Origin of the sequence: Pseudomonas sp. G5(2012), assembly GCF_000408945.1 — a bacterium.
In the GTDB taxonomy this organism is placed as follows: domain Bacteria; phylum Pseudomonadota; class Gammaproteobacteria; order Pseudomonadales; family Pseudomonadaceae; genus Aquipseudomonas; species Aquipseudomonas umsongensis.
In genome coordinates, this window is sequence record NZ_APIO01000161.1 from 1 (window position 1) to 16,804 (window position 16,804).

The following is a 16,804-nucleotide window of genomic DNA, read 5'->3' on the forward strand; positions in this document are numbered from 1 at the left end:
AGAGCGTGGGAACGATCAGACCTCAAGGCCTGGCGAGCAGATGACTCATCGCCGCCTTCAGCTTCATCGGCCGTACCGGTTTGTGCATCAGGGTATGGCCCAGTTCGCGGATCTGCTGTTTGAGTTCATTGCTGTAGTTGGCGGTGATCATCATGGCCGGGATAGCGCAAGCTCGGCGGGCATTGATCCGCGCGACGGCATCGACGCCGTTCTGGTCGTTGTCCAGGTGATAGTCGGCAATCAACAGGTCGGCGCCGGCATGGTAGTTGTCCACCTGCCGTGCCAGGTCCTCTTCCGACAATGCCGTCACCACGCGACACCCCCATCCTTCCAGCAACGTGCGCATCCCGGCGCAAATGGTCGCGTCGTTGTCCAGCACCCAGACCCGCGCGCCGCGCAGCCGTTCGAGCATCGGCTCGCTCATCAGCAGGTTCGGCAATGGCTTGGGTGCGGTGGCGCTGATCGGCACTTCCACTGAAAACATCGAGCCCCGGCCAGGCCACGAACGCACGTGAATGCGGTGGCCGAGAATGCCGGCGATTTTCTCGACAATCGCCAAGCCAAGGCCCAGGCCACGGTCCTGATCCGGGCGTTGCACATCACCGCGCTTGAACTCCTGGAAGATTTCTTCCAGGCGATTTTCAGCGATGCCCATCCCGCTGTCCCAGACCTGAATCGACAGGCTTTGCTCATGACGCCGACAACCCAGCACCACGCGACCGCTGTAGGTATAACGAATAGCGTTGCTCAACAGATTGCGCAGGATGCGCGCCAGCAACTGGATGTCGCTGCGTACCAGGGCCGAACAGGCGATGAAATGCAGTTGCAGGCCTTCGCTGCGCGCCACCTGGGTGTATTCGGCGGCGAGGTTTTCCAGCAGTTCGCTCAAGGCGAACGGCGCAACATCGGCCTTGATCACACCGGCATCTAGCTTGGAAATATCCACCAGGGTGCCCAACAGGCTCTCCACATCTTCCAGTGAGTTGCTGACATTGCGCACCAGGTTCTCGTTGGCAATCGGCTCGCGTCGCTCCAGCAAGGCACTGGTGAACAACCGCGCGGCATTCAGCGGTTGCAGCAGGTCGTGACTGACGGCGGCGAGAAACTTGGTTTTCGACAGGTTGGCCTGTTCCGCTTCCAGCTTGGCCTCACGCAAGCGTGATTCGACCCGGCGGCGTTCTTCGATTTCGCGCAGCAACTGGTCGTTGAGATGGGTCAGTTCGGCGGTGCGCTCACGCACCCGCAGTTCGAGATTCTGATAAGCCTGGTGCAGCGCCTCGGCGGTACGGCGGCGCTCGGTGATGTCGCGGATCAACACGAAGATCCCCACCACCTCGCCGCTGGCCAGGCGATTGGGCACATAGGAGCGCAACATGTAGCGCTCCTGGTTGTTGACGTTGGTCTCGGCGAATTCGAAGGTCACGCTCTCCCCGGCCAGCGCTCGGGCCACGTAGGACTCCAGGCGCTGGTAATGCTGCTCGCTGTGCACTTCGCGCAGGCTCTGGCCGAGCATCACGCCGCGCGGCCAGCAGTACCATTCTTCGTAGACCTTATTGGTGAACTCGTAGACCAGATCGGCATTGAGGTAGGCGATCAATGCCGGCACATGGTCGGTGATCAAGCGAATCCAGCGCTCGCTTTCGCTCAGGGCTTCGGCGTGCTGGTAGCGTTCGGTGATGTCGGTGAAGGTGTTGACGAAACCGCCGGTGGGCAATGGATGGGTGCGGATTTCCAGGACCCGGCCATCGCACAGGCGTTGTTCGCACTCTTGCACGGGGCGCCCATTCTGACCGCGACTGGCCGGGGTCAGCAGTGTCAGTTCGCTGTCGGCGATGACTTCGGCAAAGGGCCGATGGGCGGCCACCGGTGCCAAGCCGCTGAGCTCGAGGAAGCGCCGGTTCCACAGTTCGAGAATGCCCTCGGCATTGACCATCGCCACCCCTTGGGACAGGTTGTCGACCGCCCGTTGCAGCAAGTGCGACTTCTGCGCCACCGCCTGTTCCCGGCGCACGGTCTCGCTGAGCTTGACGTCGGTGATGTCGGTAAACAGGATCACCCGCCCACCTTCCTGGGTCGGCCGTTCGCTGACTTGCAGCCAGCGACCGTCCTGCAGGCGGTACAGCAGGTTTTCGTCGGCATGCCCGCGAGGCTCTTCGGTAAACAACCCGTTGCTCTGCATCAGGCGCTTGACCTCGGTCAAACGCATGCCGGCGTTGATCCGCACCCGGCTGTTGCTCCAGAACGCCTTGAAGCGGCTGTTGAACAAGACAATGCGCTGCTCGGCATCGAACAGCACGAAGGCATCGGAAATGCTCTCGATGGCATCGATCAGGTGTTGATGGGCCGTTTCGGCACGCAGGCGCGCGTCGCTGAGCAAATGGTTGCCGGCCTTGAGTTCGGCCATGGCCTGGTTCAAGGCATCGGTGCGTTCTCGCACCTGCTCGGCCAGCACCACCGAATGCTGGAAGGCGGCGTACGGATCGTTGCCGCGGGTGACGCCGGACTCGATGCGCTCGATCAGCGCCGCATTGATGCGTTGCAGTTTCTGATTGTCGTTTTGCAGGACGGCGATTTGCGCCCGCAGTTCAGCGCTGTCCACGGGACCGGCCGCGGGCAATGGCAACGCCGGTGAAGGTCTGGTTGATGTGCATGCCATTGAACTGTTCTCCGTAGGAGTTGAACCCCATCACCCGCTGTTCGCGCAAAAAACTGCCGATCTGCTCCAGGCTGCCGTTGTCCTCCAACTCCAGGCGCCTGAGGAAACAGTCACAACCAATGGTCAGCAACAGATCGCCGAGCCGTTGCTGCAAGCCGTCGAACAGGCTCTGCAGATTCGGCAGCAGCGGGCCCGGGGTCATGGCGGTGAGCACGATGCCGTTCTCCACCGCGCAGTAAAAACTCAGGCTCAGGTCCGGATGAACCTGTTGGATGGCGCGCACGTAATACTGCTCGTTGATCCGCACCGCCAACGGGTGCGCGGCGAAGACCCGGTGGTCGAGTTGGCCCACCGGCACGCCGATGTGCCGGGCGTACTCGGCGGCGGCCGGCTCGGCGTTGAGTTCGAAGACCCGCCGCGAGGCGCTGTCCGCGCCGGTGACCACCAGTTTCTCCGCTCGCGGCAGAATGTGGTGGGTGGTGAACACTTCAAAGTCCAGCCAGGTATTGACCAGCACCACCACCGCCGCGCCGCTGTGGAAACCGCCGCCTGAGTAGACATGGGTGTGGGTCAGGTAGTTGTCGTCTCCGGCCGAGCCGCCAAAGTGCGGGATGTCGCCCAGCGCCGCACTCAAGGCGGCCAGGACCATTTCTTCGCGGCTGGACAGGCCATCAAGCAACGTCAGGGCAAAGCTGTTGCCCTTGATGGGTGCCAGGGTGTTGCTGCGACAGCCGTTGACCAGGCGCTCGACCATCTGCTGAGCGTCGATCAGGCTGAAGTGCTCCATCTCGTCGATCAGTTCCAGGGCGATGGAAAAGTACCGATGATCAAAACCCACCGCCGTCACGCAATTGCGCCCATATCCCTGCGCAGTGATTTCCCCGGCGCTGGTGCAACCCGCCAGGCGTATGCCGCCGAAGCCTTGCTGCAACGCCTGGCCCAACCCCTGCAAATCGTACTCGGCGGAACAGAAAAATAGCACGAAGCCCAGGTGCGGATGCAGCAACTGCCGCGCCAGCTCCTGCGCCACCTGCTGCGGATCGGTGGCCTGGGACATCGCACTGACGATCCCTTCGTTCTGGACCTGCTGCATCGTCGCCCCTCGCAGGTGCGTGTGTGTGAGGCACGAGTGTACGAAGCCAGCCGAGTGCCACGAATGCTACTTGGGTAGCAGGTAGGCGCTTCAATGGGATGAGACTTGTGCCGCAGATCCAGCAGATAGTTAAATCCTTGTGGGAGCGAGCCTGCTCGCGAATGCTCTCTTGCAGTCAATAATGATGTTGCCTGAGACACCGAATTCGCGAGCAGGCTCGCTCCCACAGTGGATAGTCACGTAGCCACTACCAGGTCAACACCGCGCCGACTGCAACGGTATCGGTGTCTTCGTTCTGCGCACTGCTGTCATGCCCGTTGATTTCGAACTGGTTGTACTCGGCCACCAGCTTGAGGTTGTCGTTCACGTCATGGAACAGCGCGATGCCGCGGGTCTCGTAGTCCGCGCCACTGCCGACCACGCCGTTGCCATCGTCATTGGTCTTGCCGTAGGACAAGGCCAGGCGGTTCTTGCCCAGTTTGTAGGAGCCCTGCAACAGGTACCCGTCACTGTCGACGTTGCGCAGGGTCGGTTCGCCGGCGTTGTTGGTGAAAAACGGGTTGATGCCCTTGGCCTGGAAGCCCGACCCGGTCAGGGACAAGCCTCCCATTTTTGCCTGCACGCCATAACCGACGCCTTTGGAGGTGACGGTGTCGACGCTGGAATCGGTATTGTCCGAGGTCTGGTAGCTGCCGTTGACCCAGCTGTAGATCTTCGCCCCGGCGAGGTCGAACTGATAGGTGATCTCGCTCTCGGTGCGCGGATTTTCCTGGTAGGCCTTGCCGGTCGGGCTGCTGTCATTGGTGTCCACCGGGTCCATGATTCCCACCGCCACGCGCAGTCCATCCATCACCGGCGTGCGGTAGGTGATCTGCGAGGTCGGGAACGGATAGGGATAACCGGTGCCGATGTTGCCGAACGACACCCCGCCACCATCCACCAGCCCCAGGGTATCGCTGACCTGGCCGTAGCCGGCGAGCAGCTCATCGAGCAGGATGTTGGAGCGGGCGAACAGGCCGAAGTCCTTGCCGATCAGCACTTCCCCCCACTCGGGGTTGGCCACGGTGCCGTAGAACTGCCGCACATCGATGGCGGTGTCGGTGCCATTGGTTTCACTGTCGTTGATGGTGACCCAGAACGAGGCACGGGCACCCAGCTTGAGATCATCGACCTGCTTGCCCATGTTGAAGCCCAGGTAGTTGGGCAGGAAGCCCATTTTCACCCGCGATTGACGGCGGTCGTACTGATCCCCTTCGCGGTCGACATCGCTGTTCACATAGAAGGCGTTGATGTAGCCGTCGGTGGAGAACGTGGTCTGGTCCTTGTCGTACAGCATGATTTCGGCTTCGGCCGTGGCACTCATGCCGAGGGCAGACAGGCTGGCGATCAAGGCCGGTAAAAAACGATGCGTGAAGTTCTTATTGTTGTGCATGGCGCGCTCCGCGACTGGGACGAGGTGTCGGAGGCGATTATCGAAAGCTGGCAGGCGGCGCCATACGCTGCCTTGGGGGTGGTTTCGAGGTGCTTTGGAATGGCCGCAAGCGCGCGGCAACTGTGGCGTAAGACCGCCGGTCGGCAGGGCTCACAACTTAGGGTGTAGGCCTGTACGCCCATCGAAAAGCCCGGTGCTTGCGACCTGGGCTTTTCCTGCATCGACTGCACGATTGCGGCATCTGCCGGCGTTAGAAACTCGCCTTGACCGACAACATGAAGTTGCGTGGATCACCGTAGTAGTTGCCGAACGTCTCAGTGCCGATGGTGGCGTAGTAGCGCTTGTCGAACAGGTTGTTGCCGTTGAGCGCGACCGACCAGGTGTCGTCGATGCGGTAGCCGATGCGGCCGTTCCAGATCGCATAGCCTGACTGGCTGATTTTCTCACCACTTGAAGGTGAAACACGGAAGTTATCGCTTTGCGCGTTGACCCCTGCACCCAGGGTGAATCGCTCAAGCGAGCCACTCAGGGCGTAATCGCCCCACATCCGCAACATATGCCGCGGCACATAACTGTTGAACGCTGCGCCGTTCAGGCTGGTGTCGATATCGTCGAGCGTCTTGGTCTGGGTATAGGTGTAACCCGCCAGCACTTGCAGGCGCTCAATGACTTCACCGCTGATCTCGGCTTCGAAACCCTGGGCGCGAACCTTGCCAGCATTGACGTAGCAGTAGCCGTCGGACGACGGGCAGGACGAGTTGTAGTCAGTCTGCGCCTGGTCCTTCTGGATCGTGCGGAACAGGTTGAAGGCGCTGTTCAGTCGACCGTCGTACCAGGCGCCCTTGATCCCCAGCTCATAGCTCTGGCCCACGAGCGGCTTGAGCGCAGCACCGTCTTCTGAGCGGTAATTGCCTTGCGGGGTAAAGATTTCCGAATAGCTGGCGTAGGCGGTCAGGTTCTCGTTCAGGTCCAGCAGCACACCGGCAAACGGCGTCACTTGCCCGGTCTCTGTGGTGCTGGCGTGCTCCGAAGTGCCTGTGTTGATGAAGTCGTAGTCGGTATCGGAGTTGTACCAGCTCACCCGGCCGCCAACGACAACGGTCAGTGGATCAGCCAGTTTCAAGCGCAGTGTCGAGTAAATGCCCTTCTGCCTGGTGACTGAGTCGACCGGACCGCCGCGAGATGAATTGTCGATGAAGTAGCTGTCATCCGGCTCCGGAATATACTTGTCGGGGTTGAACACATTCTGGCGCTGCGGCAGGAACGCCACCGAGTAGAAGTCGTTCTTTTTCGAACGGCTGGCATTGAAACCCACCACCAGCTCATGGCGTTGACCGAACGCGTCGAACTTGCCGTCGACGTAGGCATCCAGGCCGTAATCGACCTGATCGTAGTCGTACATGCTGCCCAGCATGCCGGTGGTATCGGTGCCGGGCGTCACGGCGCCGGAAGCGAATGCGTACTTGATGTCCTGGGTGTTTTTTGTATAGACACTGGCGACCTTCAAGGCCCAGTCGTCGTTGAGCTGGTGACTCAGGTCACTGAAAACCGTGGTGCGCTGGCTGCGCCAGGTGTTCCACGAGGGATCGAGACAGGTCGAGCGGCTGAGCTTCAAGTCGCTGCGGTCCTTGTAACGCGGCAGGCCTCCCCAGCAAGGGCTGGCATCCACGTCTTCATAGGCAACCCCCAGGCCGAGCGTGGTGTCGGGGCTCAGGTCTAGGTCCAGCGCGCCGTAATACACCTGGTCCTTGCGGCTGGCGTCGTCGACGAAATAGTGCCGGCTCTGCTCCGCGACCACCGCCCGGCCGCGCAAAGTGCCGGATTCGTTCAGCGGGCCACCGGTATCGACCTGTCCGCGATAGTTGTCCCAGCTGCCACCGGACAGCGTGATGTCCGTGTGCGCGGCAGCCTGGCCGCGTTTGCGCACGAAGTTCACCCCGCCGGCGGTGCCACCCGCGCCTTTCATCATGCCCGCGGCGCCGCGCAGAATTTCCACCCGGTCGTAATACGCCATGTCGCCGCTGAAACTGTCGGCCTGGACATACAGGTTGCCCATGTCCAGGGGCACACCGTCGTACTGATACTGGCCCGACATGCGGAACCCGCGCGAGTAGAAGTACTTGCCGCCCATGGTCGAGTCGTAGACGGTGATGCCCGGGGTCTTTTCCATGACCTGGTCGATGGTGTTCAGGTTCTGGTCATCGAGCATCTTGCGCGTCATCACCGTGACCGATTGCGGCGTTTCCCTGAGCGAGTGCTCACCCTTGCCGATGGTGACCGCTCCGGTGGTGTACGAGCCGCTGTTTTCGGTGGTCGCGCCCAGCACCTGGCCATTGATGTTGGTCGCGCCCAGTTCCAGCGCCGAACCAGCCCTCGGAGCTGGCCGCAGCACATACGTACCGTTAGCCTGCGGTTCGGCCTGCAGTCCGCTACCCGCCAGAATCCGCGCAAACCCTTCGCTGACACCAAACGCTCCCTGGAGCCCTGGAGATTTCAAGCCATCGGTTTGTCGCGCATCGAACGAAAGCGCAGCACCCGCCGCGCTGGCGAAATGACTGAGGACTTCAGTCAGGCTGCCGCCAGCGATGTCAAAGGACTTGACCGAGTTTTGCTGTTGCGCCGGTAGCTGCACCGCCAACGCTACGCTTGACCAGACACCCGCCGTTGTTGCCGCCAATAGCCCGAACTTTACTGCGGCCGCCAAACGACCCGGCTTGTACACCCGAAACATGCTTCCCCTCCCCCAAAGACGATCTGTAAAAACTCATTGAGGGATGAGCCGAACGATGTGCATCAATAGTGCAAAACGCTGACAAACTTTTTCAACTCACTATGAAAGCGTGGTGGCAGGCGACGACACATCGACCCAATACCGGCTGTACCGAGTGACCTGTAGTGCGAAACCACTCTCCAGCGCAGCCAGTGCCAGATCAGTGTCATCAATGGGAAAAGCGCCGGAGACTTTCAGTTGGGCAATTCGCGGATCGCAGCGCAGTACACCTGGGCGGTAGCGCGAAAGGTCGTCCAGCAACTCGGCCAGGGGACGATTGATGGCGATGATGCTTCCCTGTTGCCAGGCACCGACCGAAGCATCGTTGCGCCGTACAACGCCCAATGAGCGGCCATCGAAGTCCAGGGACTGGCCGGCTTCCACACGCACCGTCGAGCCAGCGCCAGCCGAACGGACCTCGACGGCCTTCTCGATTACCGCCACGCCAGCGCCCTGCTCATCGCAGCGGACGATAAAGCGCGTGCCGAGCGCCAACACTTCTGCATGACGAGTGAGCACCTTGAACGGCCGCTGCAAGGGATCGACCGCGGTTGTCACTCGTATCTCGCCCCGCAACAGGTCGAGTACACGGTGACGACCGTCGAAGCGAAGGTTGACCGACGTATCGGTGTTAAGTAGCAACGCGCTGCCATCGGCCAAACGAAACTCACGGCGCTCACCCACTGCGGTGCGAAAATCGGCAAACAGGTTGCGCGAGGTCTCGCTGTACCAGCCCAGCCCGCCCAGCGAACCGGCTGACACGAGCACCAGCACACTGCGCAATACCTGGCGCCGGGATCGATCAGCGCCACGCAAGGCTGGCGCAGCCAATGAGCCCGGCACACTGGCCATCTGCTCGCCCACGTCGAGCATTCGCTGCCAGGCTTGGCGATGGTCAGGGTCGCAAGCCAGCCAGTCTTTCCAGGCTGCCAGATCCGCATCGGTGGCGATATCCGACCGAAGTCGGGCATACCACCGGGCAGCGGCGCCAATCGCCTTCAACTCAGCGGGCGAAAGGCTCACGCCAGTTGCAGCCGAATCTGCATCAAACAGCAATGCTCCATGGCCTTGGCCATGTAGTTGTTGACTGTGCGCGTGCTGATGTTCAAGCGCTCGGCGATCTGCGGGTAGGTCAGCCCGTCGAACTGCGACAGGATGAACGCCTGCTTGACCTTGGTCCCCAATCCTTGAAGCAGGCGGTCGATTTCCATCAGGGCTTGCAACAGGATCGCCTGTTCCTCCAATGAAGGTTGCTGCCATTCGGGCATGGCGGCCAAGGCTTCCAGGTAGGACTGTTCCAGCGAACGGCGGCGAAACAGATCGATCAGCAAGCCCTTGGCGATCATCGACAGGTAGGGCCGTGGCTCGCGAATCTCCAGCGCGTTTCGCGCCTTGATGACCCGAACGAACGTGTCCTGCGCCAGGTCCGCCGCATCGAAAGCATTGCCCAGACGCTTGCGCAGCCAGCCCTTGAGCCAACCGTGATGGTCGCAATACAGATCATTGACAGCGTTGCGCAGGGATAAATCGTTGGCGGACATGACGATGGAATAATTCGCGAGTGATAATGACTCGCATTGTCATGTGTGCGCAGGGTGATTTGCAATAGCCACTGTGGCCTGTAGGAGCCAGCGGGTGGCAAAGCACGATAACGCGGTATTACTGATACACCACAGCGCCTGGTTCGCGGGCAAGCCTCGCTCCTACAGGCGAAGAACGAGGGCAAGGCAAGGGCGACGCTGATATCATTCAAGAACTTACAAGCCAGGTGGAAAAACATGAACCGTCAGAAAAAGCTGAAGCAGTTGTTCAAGGAGAAGGCCAAAAAGGCCAGCGCCAAACTGGCGCCGAAAAAGCCTAAATACATCAGCAAGGCCGACCGATTGAAACTGGCTGCCGAAGCTGACGCCTCGATCAGTTCCCCTAGCGAAAATTGATCCAGTTGGGGGCGCTCGAACTCATGGCCACACAGCTCGCGTAGCGCTTGCAGGCCTTGACGCTGGCCGGTTCCGGCGGCACGGAAAACAGTACGGTAAACACCAGGAAAAACAGGACCAAAAAAGGGATGTAGTAGGCGAGAAGACTTTTTATTTTCATTGTCTGTGCTCTCATGACCTTTGAATCGAAACTGCGTTAGCAGTGCCTTGGGAACGGCGCCTTTCCGCGACGGATGGGGTTCTCGGGAAGGCGCCCTGTTGCTCTGTCAGCGCTCGTCCACCGTGATGAACTCGCGACGCTCGGCCATGAACGCGGGCACGTCGTCCTCGTCGGTGAAGAACTGCTCGTACCACTCGCGCAACTGATAGACCGGGCCGTCGGTTTCGGCCAGCACTGGCTTGTCGATGCGGATCTTGTGCTTCCAGATCACCACGTCCTGATAGAACGAATCGCGGTTGCCCTGGACATAGGCCCTGGCCACTTCCTGGTTCTGCTCTTCGGTCCAGCCCGGCACCCTCTTGACCATGCAACCAAAGCGCAGGTCGAAGCTGTTTGGCGTCACCGGCACGTGGCTGTTAAGCAGGATGGCGTGGATGCGCACATCGCCGAACATCGAGCTGATATGGGTGAAGTGGGTCGCCGGGCCGTAGTAGGCCGATGGCGCGATCAGGTCGCCGCCCAGGCGCTCGGAGTCGCCATGGAAAATCTGATGGCCGATGTGCCCTTCGAAGACGTTGGCGAAGTACTTGGTCGGCGTACCGTGCACCGGCCCGAAGTGCTGGGCATCCACCAGGTTATCGACCAACTCCCGTGGGTTGGTTTCGATGTGCATGGTGTCGATGTTCCAGTCATGAATCCAGTCCGGATCGTCCATTTCGGGCAGGTGCGGAATGACCACGCCGTCTTTCGGCGCACGGCCTTCGGGGTTGTTCCAGACGAACAGCAGGTTGTTTTCCTCGCAGCTCAACCAGCTGCGGGTCTTGGCCTTGGGTGGAATGCGCTTGCAGTAAGGGATCTCCACGCATTTACCACCGGTGTCGTACTTCCAGTGGTGGAACGGGCAAACCAGCCTGTCGTTCTCGACGGTGCCCTGGGACAGGTCGGCGCCCATGTGCGGGCAATAGGCATCCAGGATGCTGATGGTGCCCTGGCTGTCGGCAAAGGCCACCAGGCGGGTGCCGAAGATTTCCAGGGTGTGGGGCTTGCCATCACGGTAGTCGGCGGCATTGCCCAGGCAGTGCCAGCCGCGCGCGTAACGGTGGGTACGCTGGGCGTTCTCGATGTTGAGTTCAGCGAGTTTCGTCATTGTTATTGTTCCTCGATTACAGACTTCGGGGCAGGCTATGCCCCCAAGAAAATCAGGGTGATCCCATGGCAAGCATCATTGAGCAGCCTTGCCGGGAGAACATCCTTCAGTTGGACTAGATCAAACGCGAGCCACTCTCAATGGGCGCCCCTGTCTCCACGGGCGCCACGCCGGGTGGTTACTGGCCGAAGCGGCGAGCGGCCTCCGGGCCGAAGTCCCGGGGGCTGAAACCGGTTTTGTTCAACAGGTAGCCGTTGCGCTGTTCGTTGATCAGGTTGAATGCCAGGTAGCTGCCGGCATTGAGGTCGTAGTACAGGCCCACGCCCGCTTGCGGCCGCTGGCTTTCGTAGGCGTAGAAATAGTTGACCATCGAAGTGCGCCACAGCTCGCCACGGTTGTCGTAGTTGTCGGCGAGCATCGGGAACCAGGTGTCTTCGTCGATGTACAGCTTGCGTTTGCCATACAGATGGCGGAAGCCCGGCTTGAGCGTGCCTTCCAGTTCCCAGACCCGATGGCGCTCAAAACGCATGGCATCCGGGTTGATGTGGCCAGGGGTCAGCAAGTCGGCGTACTTGAGGTTGGCGGCATGCAGGCGGTAGGTATTGTAGGGAATGAACATCTCGCGCTTGCCGACGATCTTCCAGTCATAACGTTGCCCCGAACCGTTGAACAGGCGTACCTCGTCGACGGTGATGGAACCACCGCTGCCCGGGAACGACATGTCGAAGCCATACCCCGGCGACTGACGCACGCGGCGGGTACCCGGATCGTAGCGCCAGGACTGGCGCGGTTCAGTCTTGTCGTTCCAGAATTCGGTGCCGGTGTTGATCTCACCCTTGTCCCGTTGCGGCAGCAGGGTTTCATTGAGATAAAACGACGAGTTGCCAGTGGTATCCCCAATCTTGTCCGGTTCGAGCCCTGGCGCCAGGTTGCGCGAATGCACGCGGCCCCAGTTGATGTTGCCGTCCTTGAGCACGTAGGCGTTGTCGGAGATGTACTCCTCGGTCCAGGCCCGCAAGGTAAAGGTCGAGGCATTCTTCAACAGTTCCAGGCCGCTACGCGGCACCGGGAAAGCGGTGCCGCCGGTCTTGCCGACCACCCCTTCGCCATCATCGACCAGCCGCGCCACCTTGGCGTTCTCTTTGGTGGCCTGGCAGACCGTGTCGTTGAAGCGAAAATCCCGGCGCGTGGGGTAAACCGGTATTTTGTAGGTGGCCGGGTACAGTTTGAACAGGGCTTTCTGCCCATCGGACAAGTAGTCATTGTATTGGCCGATGTTCTGCGCGGTCACCACGAACAGCGGCTTGTCGTCCGGGTACGGGTCCACCGGGTGGTTGCCGGTGCCCTTGAAATCAACGTGGGGTGGAACACCCAGCCACTTGCCGCTGAACGGCGGAATGCTGCCGTCGGCATTACCGGCCTTTTCCGCGCCCAGGCACGTCAAGTCCTTGCCCAGGCGCTCGACGTCCTCTGGCGCGGCATGCACCGTGCCGATGGCACAGCATCCCAACAACAACGCCAAGGCCCAGCTTGGGGACTGATTACTGCCGTTCATTTTTATTCTCCTTATTCACGTTCGCAACGGTTGCCCAGTATCGACAGGCGAGGAACCCGGCAGCATCGTCCGCACGGACTAACGCGTTTTGGCACTGGCCGGGTTCACCACCGGCTGCGGTGCCCCCAGGGCCACCACGCTGTTGAGCATGATCCGCACCAGTTCGGTCTGGCGCCGCACGCCGGTCTTGGAGAAGATCGAACGCAGATGGGCGCGGGCGGTGTTGCGGCGGATATTGAGGATTTCCGAGGCTTCCTCCAGCGACAGGCCGTTGGCCAGTTCCAGGGCCAGCGTGGTTTCCGCCGGGGTCAGGTTGTACAGTTGCGAAGTCAGCACCGTGCTCACCAGCGACTTGCTTACCGCATCGCGCACATACACCACCACCGTGGGCTTGCCGTTACCTTCGAGCAGTTCCTGGGACGGGATCAACTCCACCACCACCCCCAGGCTGACCTGACCCGAGGGGCGGGATATCGACGTCGCCTCCGCCACCTGCACGCCCTTGCCCACGCCCTGTTTGGCGCGCTGGAAAGCATTGCGCACCAGGCGCGCCAACTCGCGATTATCACTGGGGTAAGTCGCTTCCAGCCGCCCGCCCACCACCTTGAGGCCGTCCTGGCTGTCGAGAATCTCCCGGGCCACGGGATTGAGTTGCAGCACACTGCCGGTTTCATCGAGCACGAAAGTCGCCACCGCCAGGCGGCTGATCGTCTGCGAATACAGGCTGCCCAGCGACTCACTGCGATCGAGCAGCGAATGCATGTGCAGGGCCCGGCGCAAATGCGGCAACAGCATCGCGCACAGGGCCCGTTCAAGGGCGCTGAAAGCCGGGTGCCCCTGGGGTCGATTGATCCGCAAGCGCACCGTGCCGCCATCCGGCATGCGGATATCGGCACCGAGCATGTGGTAGCAATCGTGGGGTTGGCAAAACAGCAGGTAGAACGCCGAACTGGACCATTCGGCATCGCTCATCAGTTCATCGACGGTGAACACCGTATCGGTGGGCAGGCCGTCGAACAGAGTGGATTTGGCGTAGTAGGCATAATGGTTGATACCGCCCTCCCCGAGTTCGACATCGCCCGCCACCACCATGGGCGACAACAACGGCTCATCCTGGACCCGCAAAATCAAGGTCACGAAATTGGCCTTGAACAAGGTTCTCAACTCGCGCAAAGACTCGTTCAGGCAGCGGGTGTCCATCGCCGAATCGTAGATGTTGCCAATAATCCGTTCGTACTCGGCCAAGTCCAGGCCCATTTGCGCCAGGACCTGTGCATTGGGCACACAACTTTGCATAACCATTCCCCAGCAGAGGACCCGACTGGCGGGCCCCCATGGATTTAATCGACAGAACGTCGGTGTCCCGCTGGCCTCATGGCAGCTCGAACAGGCCGGCGGCGCCCATGCCACCACCGATGCACATGGCAACCACTACATAACGCACACCGCGCCGCCGTCCCTCGAGCAACGCGTGGCCGACCATCCGCGCGCCGGACATGCCAAACGGGTGACCAATGGCAATCGCCCCGCCGTTGACGTTCAGGCGCTCTGCCGGGATCTGCAGCGCATCGCGGCAATGCAGCACCTGGCTGGCAAAAGCCTCGTTGATCTCCCACAGGCCGATGTCCTTCACGCTCAAGCCAAAGCGCTTGAGCAGCTTGGGAATGGCGATCACCGGGCCGATGCCCATTTCCTCCGGCGCACAACCACCCACGGCAATGCCGCGGTAGATGCCCAGTGGCGTCAACCCGCGGCGCTTGGCTTCGGCCCGGCTCATCAGCAGGCTGGCGGCGGCACCGTCGGAGAATTGCGAGGCGTTGCCGGCCGTGACGAACTCGCCCTGCTCGATCCAGCTGCCGTCCTTCCACACCGGTTTCAATGCCGCCAGGTCTTCCAGGCGCGTATTGGGACGGTTGCACTCGTCCTTGGCCACCTGCACGCGTTCATGGCCATTGGGCTGGCCATCGGCGAACAGTAATTTATCCACGCTCAGGCCGACGATCTCATCGTCGAACAAGCCGTCTCGCTGCGCGGCGGCGGTGCGCAGCTGGCTCTGCAGCGAATACTCATCCTGGGCGGCGCGGCTGATGCCATAGCGGCGCGACACGATCTCGGCGGTCTCGATCATCGGGATATAGGCGCTGGGCATCACCTGCAGCACCGCTTCGGATCGGGCGCGATAGGCGTTCTTGTGTTTGGTCTGGGTCAGCGACAGGGACTCCACGCCGCCGCCGATGGCGATGCTCATCTCGCCGGTCATGATGCCCTTGGCGGCCATGCCGATGCTCATCAGGCCCGAGGCGCACATGCGGTCCACGGCCATGCCCGGCACGCTGTCCGGCAAACCGCCGGTGTAGGCGCAGAGCCGACCGATGTTGAAGCCCTGGGTGCCTTGCTGCACCGACGCGCCCATGATCACATCCTCTACATCGGCAGGCTCGATGCCGGCGCGTTCGACCACCGCGCGCACCACATGACCGCCCAGCACCGGGGCCTCGGTATCGTTGAACGATCCGCGAAACGACTTGGCCAGCGCGGTACGGGCGGTGGCGACGATGACGACTTCATTCAGGTCCATGGGTACTCACTCGCAAATGGGGTTGAAGGTGTAGCGGCTGATGGTGTCGATCACGCAGCCGGGACGGGCCTGGCCTTCGACTTCAACGGTGATGCGCACCGTCAGTTGCACGGCATCGCCCAGTGGTTCGGCGCGGATGATCTGGCCGCTGCCCCGCACCCGCGAGTCGACCTTGACCGGCGCCGGGAAGCGCACCCGGTCGCTGCCGTAGTTGACCCCCATCGCCATGTTTTCAATGATCAGCAACTGCGGCATGAACAGGTTCGCCAGCGATTGGGTCAGGTAGCCGTGGGCAATGCAGGCACCAAACGGGCCACTGGCGGCGCGCACCGGGTCGACGTGAATCCACTGGTGATCGCTGGTGGCTTCGGCGAACAGATCGATGCGCTGCTGGCTGATGGTCAGCCATTCGGTGTGGCCCAGGTCCAGGCCCTCGGCCGCAAGCAACGCCTGGGCACTGCTGAAAACGTGACTCATGCGCCCATCCTCAAGCTTGTTGTGAACTGACGGACAACACTTCGCCCACCATGTAGGAGGCATAGTCGCTGGCCAGGAACATCATCACGTTGGCCACTTCCCAGACTTCGGCAGCGCGACCGAACGCCTCGCGCCCCGCCAGGCTGGCGAGCAACTCTTCGCTGGAGGCTTTCTTGAGAAAATCGTGCAAGGCAATCGACGGTGAAACCGCGTTGATGCGCACGCCGAACTCGGCAGCTTCCAGGGCGCTGCAGCGAGTCAGGGCCATTACTCCGGCCTTGGCAGCGGCGTAATGGGCCTGTTCCTTCTGTGCCCGCCAGCCGAGCACCGAGGCGTTGTTGACGATGGCCCCGGCGCCACGGCGTTGCATGTGCGGCAACATCGCCCGGGTCATGCGGAAGGTGCCGGTCAAGGTCACGTCCAGCACCCGAAGCCATTCTTCGTCGCTCATCTCCACCACGCGTTTCTGACCACCCAGGCCCGCGTTGTTGATCAGCACATCGACCCCGCCCAGCGCCTCTTCGGCCGCCGTCACCAGGGCCTGGACTTCGTCTTCGACGGTGACATTGCACAACTGGCCATAAATCGCCTGCAGGCCAGTCTCAGCCTTGAGCCGCTCCACCGCTTCCTCCAGGCGCCGCGGATGCACATCGGAAATCATCAACGCCCGACAACCTTCCTCGGCACTGCGCCGGGCCGCCGAATAACCGATACCGGCACCCGCGGCAGCGGTGATCAGCACCGACTTGCCGACCAGCAATTGATGACCGGGAACATAAGGGGGGGCTTGTTTCACAGCGTCTACCTCCGAAGAAATCAATACGCTGCAGTTGTACGCAGGGAGTTGCGTGGGCACATCGTCAAAATGGGGTAGAAAGGCCGTGGCGCAATCCCTTGCTCCATTACACCTAAGCCTGTCCGTTAATCTGTGACTACCGACGTTGATCCATGCCGCGTTAAAGCCTGGGGGAGAGTTTTTGGGAGTACATATCCATTGCT

The 16,804-nt window shown here is 61.3% G+C and carries 14 protein-coding genes; 1 reads left to right on the plus strand and 13 read right to left on the minus strand.

Translation table 11 applies throughout. The features are described from left to right. Window positions 1-22: 22 nt before the first annotated feature. From nahK to PG5_RS31050, 6 genes are all read right to left on the minus strand, one after another. Entirely contained in the window at window positions 23-2,656 is a 2,634-nt protein-coding gene (gene nahK, locus PG5_RS31025; RefSeq protein WP_371106625.1) for a hybrid sensor histidine kinase/response regulator NahK/ErcS', read from the minus strand. Then, on the minus strand, window positions 2,586-3,749 hold the full coding sequence (gene nosP, locus PG5_RS31030) for a nitric oxide-sensing protein NosP (RefSeq protein WP_020801027.1): 1,164 nt from the start codon (window positions 3,747-3,749) through the stop codon (window positions 2,586-2,588). The genes nahK and nosP overlap by 71 nt, the downstream gene beginning before the upstream one ends. 247 nt (window positions 3,750-3,996) lie before the next feature. Continuing rightward, a complete protein-coding gene (locus PG5_RS31035; RefSeq protein ID WP_020801028.1) occupies window positions 3,997-5,181 on the minus strand; it encodes a porin in 1,185 nt (394 codons plus the stop codon). Between the two features lie 250 nt (window positions 5,182-5,431). Then, a complete protein-coding gene (locus tag PG5_RS31040; protein ID WP_020801029.1) occupies window positions 5,432-7,912 on the minus strand; it encodes a TonB-dependent siderophore receptor in 2,481 nt (826 codons plus the stop codon). Between the two features lie 99 nt (window positions 7,913-8,011). Next, window positions 8,012-8,974 (minus strand): FecR domain-containing protein, encoded by a 963-nt coding sequence (locus PG5_RS31045; protein WP_033042267.1) that lies wholly within the window; start codon window positions 8,972-8,974, stop codon window positions 8,012-8,014. After that, the gene (locus PG5_RS31050) at window positions 8,971-9,492 is read right to left on the minus strand and encodes a sigma-70 family RNA polymerase sigma factor (RefSeq protein ID WP_020801031.1); all 522 of its coding nucleotides are present in this window, start codon (window positions 9,490-9,492) and stop codon (window positions 8,971-8,973) included. The genes PG5_RS31045 and PG5_RS31050 overlap by 4 nt, the downstream gene beginning before the upstream one ends. A gap of 237 nt (window positions 9,493-9,729) precedes the next feature. On the opposite strand from PG5_RS31050, the gene PG5_RS34010 reads away from it, so the two are divergent. Continuing rightward, a complete protein-coding gene (locus tag PG5_RS34010) occupies window positions 9,730-9,888 on the plus strand; it encodes a DUF2986 domain-containing protein (RefSeq protein WP_020801032.1) in 159 nt (52 codons plus the stop codon). On the opposite strand, the gene PG5_RS34535 is transcribed toward PG5_RS34010, so the two are convergent. From PG5_RS34535 to PG5_RS31080, 7 genes are all read right to left on the minus strand, one after another. Beyond that, on the minus strand, window positions 9,875-10,048 hold the full coding sequence (locus PG5_RS34535; protein WP_020801033.1) for a hypothetical protein: 174 nt from the start codon (window positions 10,046-10,048) through the stop codon (window positions 9,875-9,877). The two genes, PG5_RS34010 and PG5_RS34535, sit on opposite strands and share 14 nt — an antisense overlap. Before the next feature lie 106 nt (window positions 10,049-10,154). Continuing rightward, the gene (locus tag PG5_RS31055; protein WP_020801034.1) at window positions 10,155-11,195 is read right to left on the minus strand and encodes a Rieske 2Fe-2S domain-containing protein; all 1,041 of its coding nucleotides are present in this window, start codon (window positions 11,193-11,195) and stop codon (window positions 10,155-10,157) included. A gap of 178 nt (window positions 11,196-11,373) precedes the next feature. Next, window positions 11,374-12,750 (minus strand): DUF1329 domain-containing protein, encoded by a 1,377-nt coding sequence (locus PG5_RS31060; protein ID WP_020801036.1) that lies wholly within the window; start codon window positions 12,748-12,750, stop codon window positions 11,374-11,376. Between the two features lie 78 nt (window positions 12,751-12,828). Next, on the minus strand, window positions 12,829-14,046 hold the full coding sequence (locus tag PG5_RS31065) for a helix-turn-helix transcriptional regulator (protein ID WP_020801037.1): 1,218 nt from the start codon (window positions 14,044-14,046) through the stop codon (window positions 12,829-12,831). A gap of 76 nt (window positions 14,047-14,122) precedes the next feature. Next, window positions 14,123-15,328, minus strand: a complete 1,206-nt coding sequence (locus tag PG5_RS31070) for an acetyl-CoA C-acyltransferase (protein ID WP_020801038.1) — start codon at window positions 15,326-15,328, stop codon at window positions 14,123-14,125. Between the two features lie 6 nt (window positions 15,329-15,334). Beyond that, complete coding sequence (locus tag PG5_RS31075; RefSeq protein WP_020801039.1) at window positions 15,335-15,805, minus strand: MaoC family dehydratase; 471 nt, start codon at window positions 15,803-15,805, stop codon at window positions 15,335-15,337. A gap of 10 nt (window positions 15,806-15,815) precedes the next feature. Further along, window positions 15,816-16,601 carry an SDR family oxidoreductase gene (locus PG5_RS31080; RefSeq protein WP_020801040.1) on the minus strand — a complete coding sequence of 262 codons (786 nt, stop codon included), beginning with the start codon at window positions 16,599-16,601 and terminating at the stop codon, window positions 15,816-15,818. Window positions 16,602-16,804 lie beyond the last annotated feature (203 nt).

Excerpts from the sequence above, each read along its gene's own strand:
- nahK (WP_371106625.1), bottom strand. The coding sequence starts at position 2,656 with ATGGCATGCACATCAACCAGACCTTCACCGGCGTTGCCATTGCCCGCG.
- nosP (WP_020801027.1), bottom strand. The coding sequence starts at position 3,749 with ATGCAGCAGGTCCAGAACGAAGGGATCGTCAGTGCGATGTCCCAGGCC.
- PG5_RS31035 (WP_020801028.1), bottom strand. The coding sequence starts at position 5,181 with ATGCACAACAATAAGAACTTCACGCATCGTTTTTTACCGGCCTTGATC.
- PG5_RS31040 (WP_020801029.1), bottom strand. The coding sequence starts at position 7,912 with ATGTTTCGGGTGTACAAGCCGGGTCGTTTGGCGGCCGCAGTAAAGTTC.
- PG5_RS31050 (WP_020801031.1), bottom strand. The coding sequence starts at position 9,492 with ATGTCCGCCAACGATTTATCCCTGCGCAACGCTGTCAATGATCTGTAT.
- PG5_RS34010 (WP_020801032.1), top strand. The coding sequence starts at position 9,730 with ATGAACCGTCAGAAAAAGCTGAAGCAGTTGTTCAAGGAGAAGGCCAAA.
- PG5_RS34535 (WP_020801033.1), bottom strand. The coding sequence starts at position 10,048 with ATGAAAATAAAAAGTCTTCTCGCCTACTACATCCCTTTTTTGGTCCTG.
- PG5_RS31055 (WP_020801034.1), bottom strand. The coding sequence starts at position 11,195 with ATGACGAAACTCGCTGAACTCAACATCGAGAACGCCCAGCGTACCCAC.
- PG5_RS31060 (WP_020801036.1), bottom strand. The coding sequence starts at position 12,750 with ATGAACGGCAGTAATCAGTCCCCAAGCTGGGCCTTGGCGTTGTTGTTG.
- PG5_RS31065 (WP_020801037.1), bottom strand. The coding sequence starts at position 14,046 with ATGCAAAGTTGTGTGCCCAATGCACAGGTCCTGGCGCAAATGGGCCTG.
- PG5_RS31070 (WP_020801038.1), bottom strand. The coding sequence starts at position 15,328 with ATGGACCTGAATGAAGTCGTCATCGTCGCCACCGCCCGTACCGCGCTG.
- PG5_RS31075 (WP_020801039.1), bottom strand. The coding sequence starts at position 15,805 with ATGAGTCACGTTTTCAGCAGTGCCCAGGCGTTGCTTGCGGCCGAGGGC.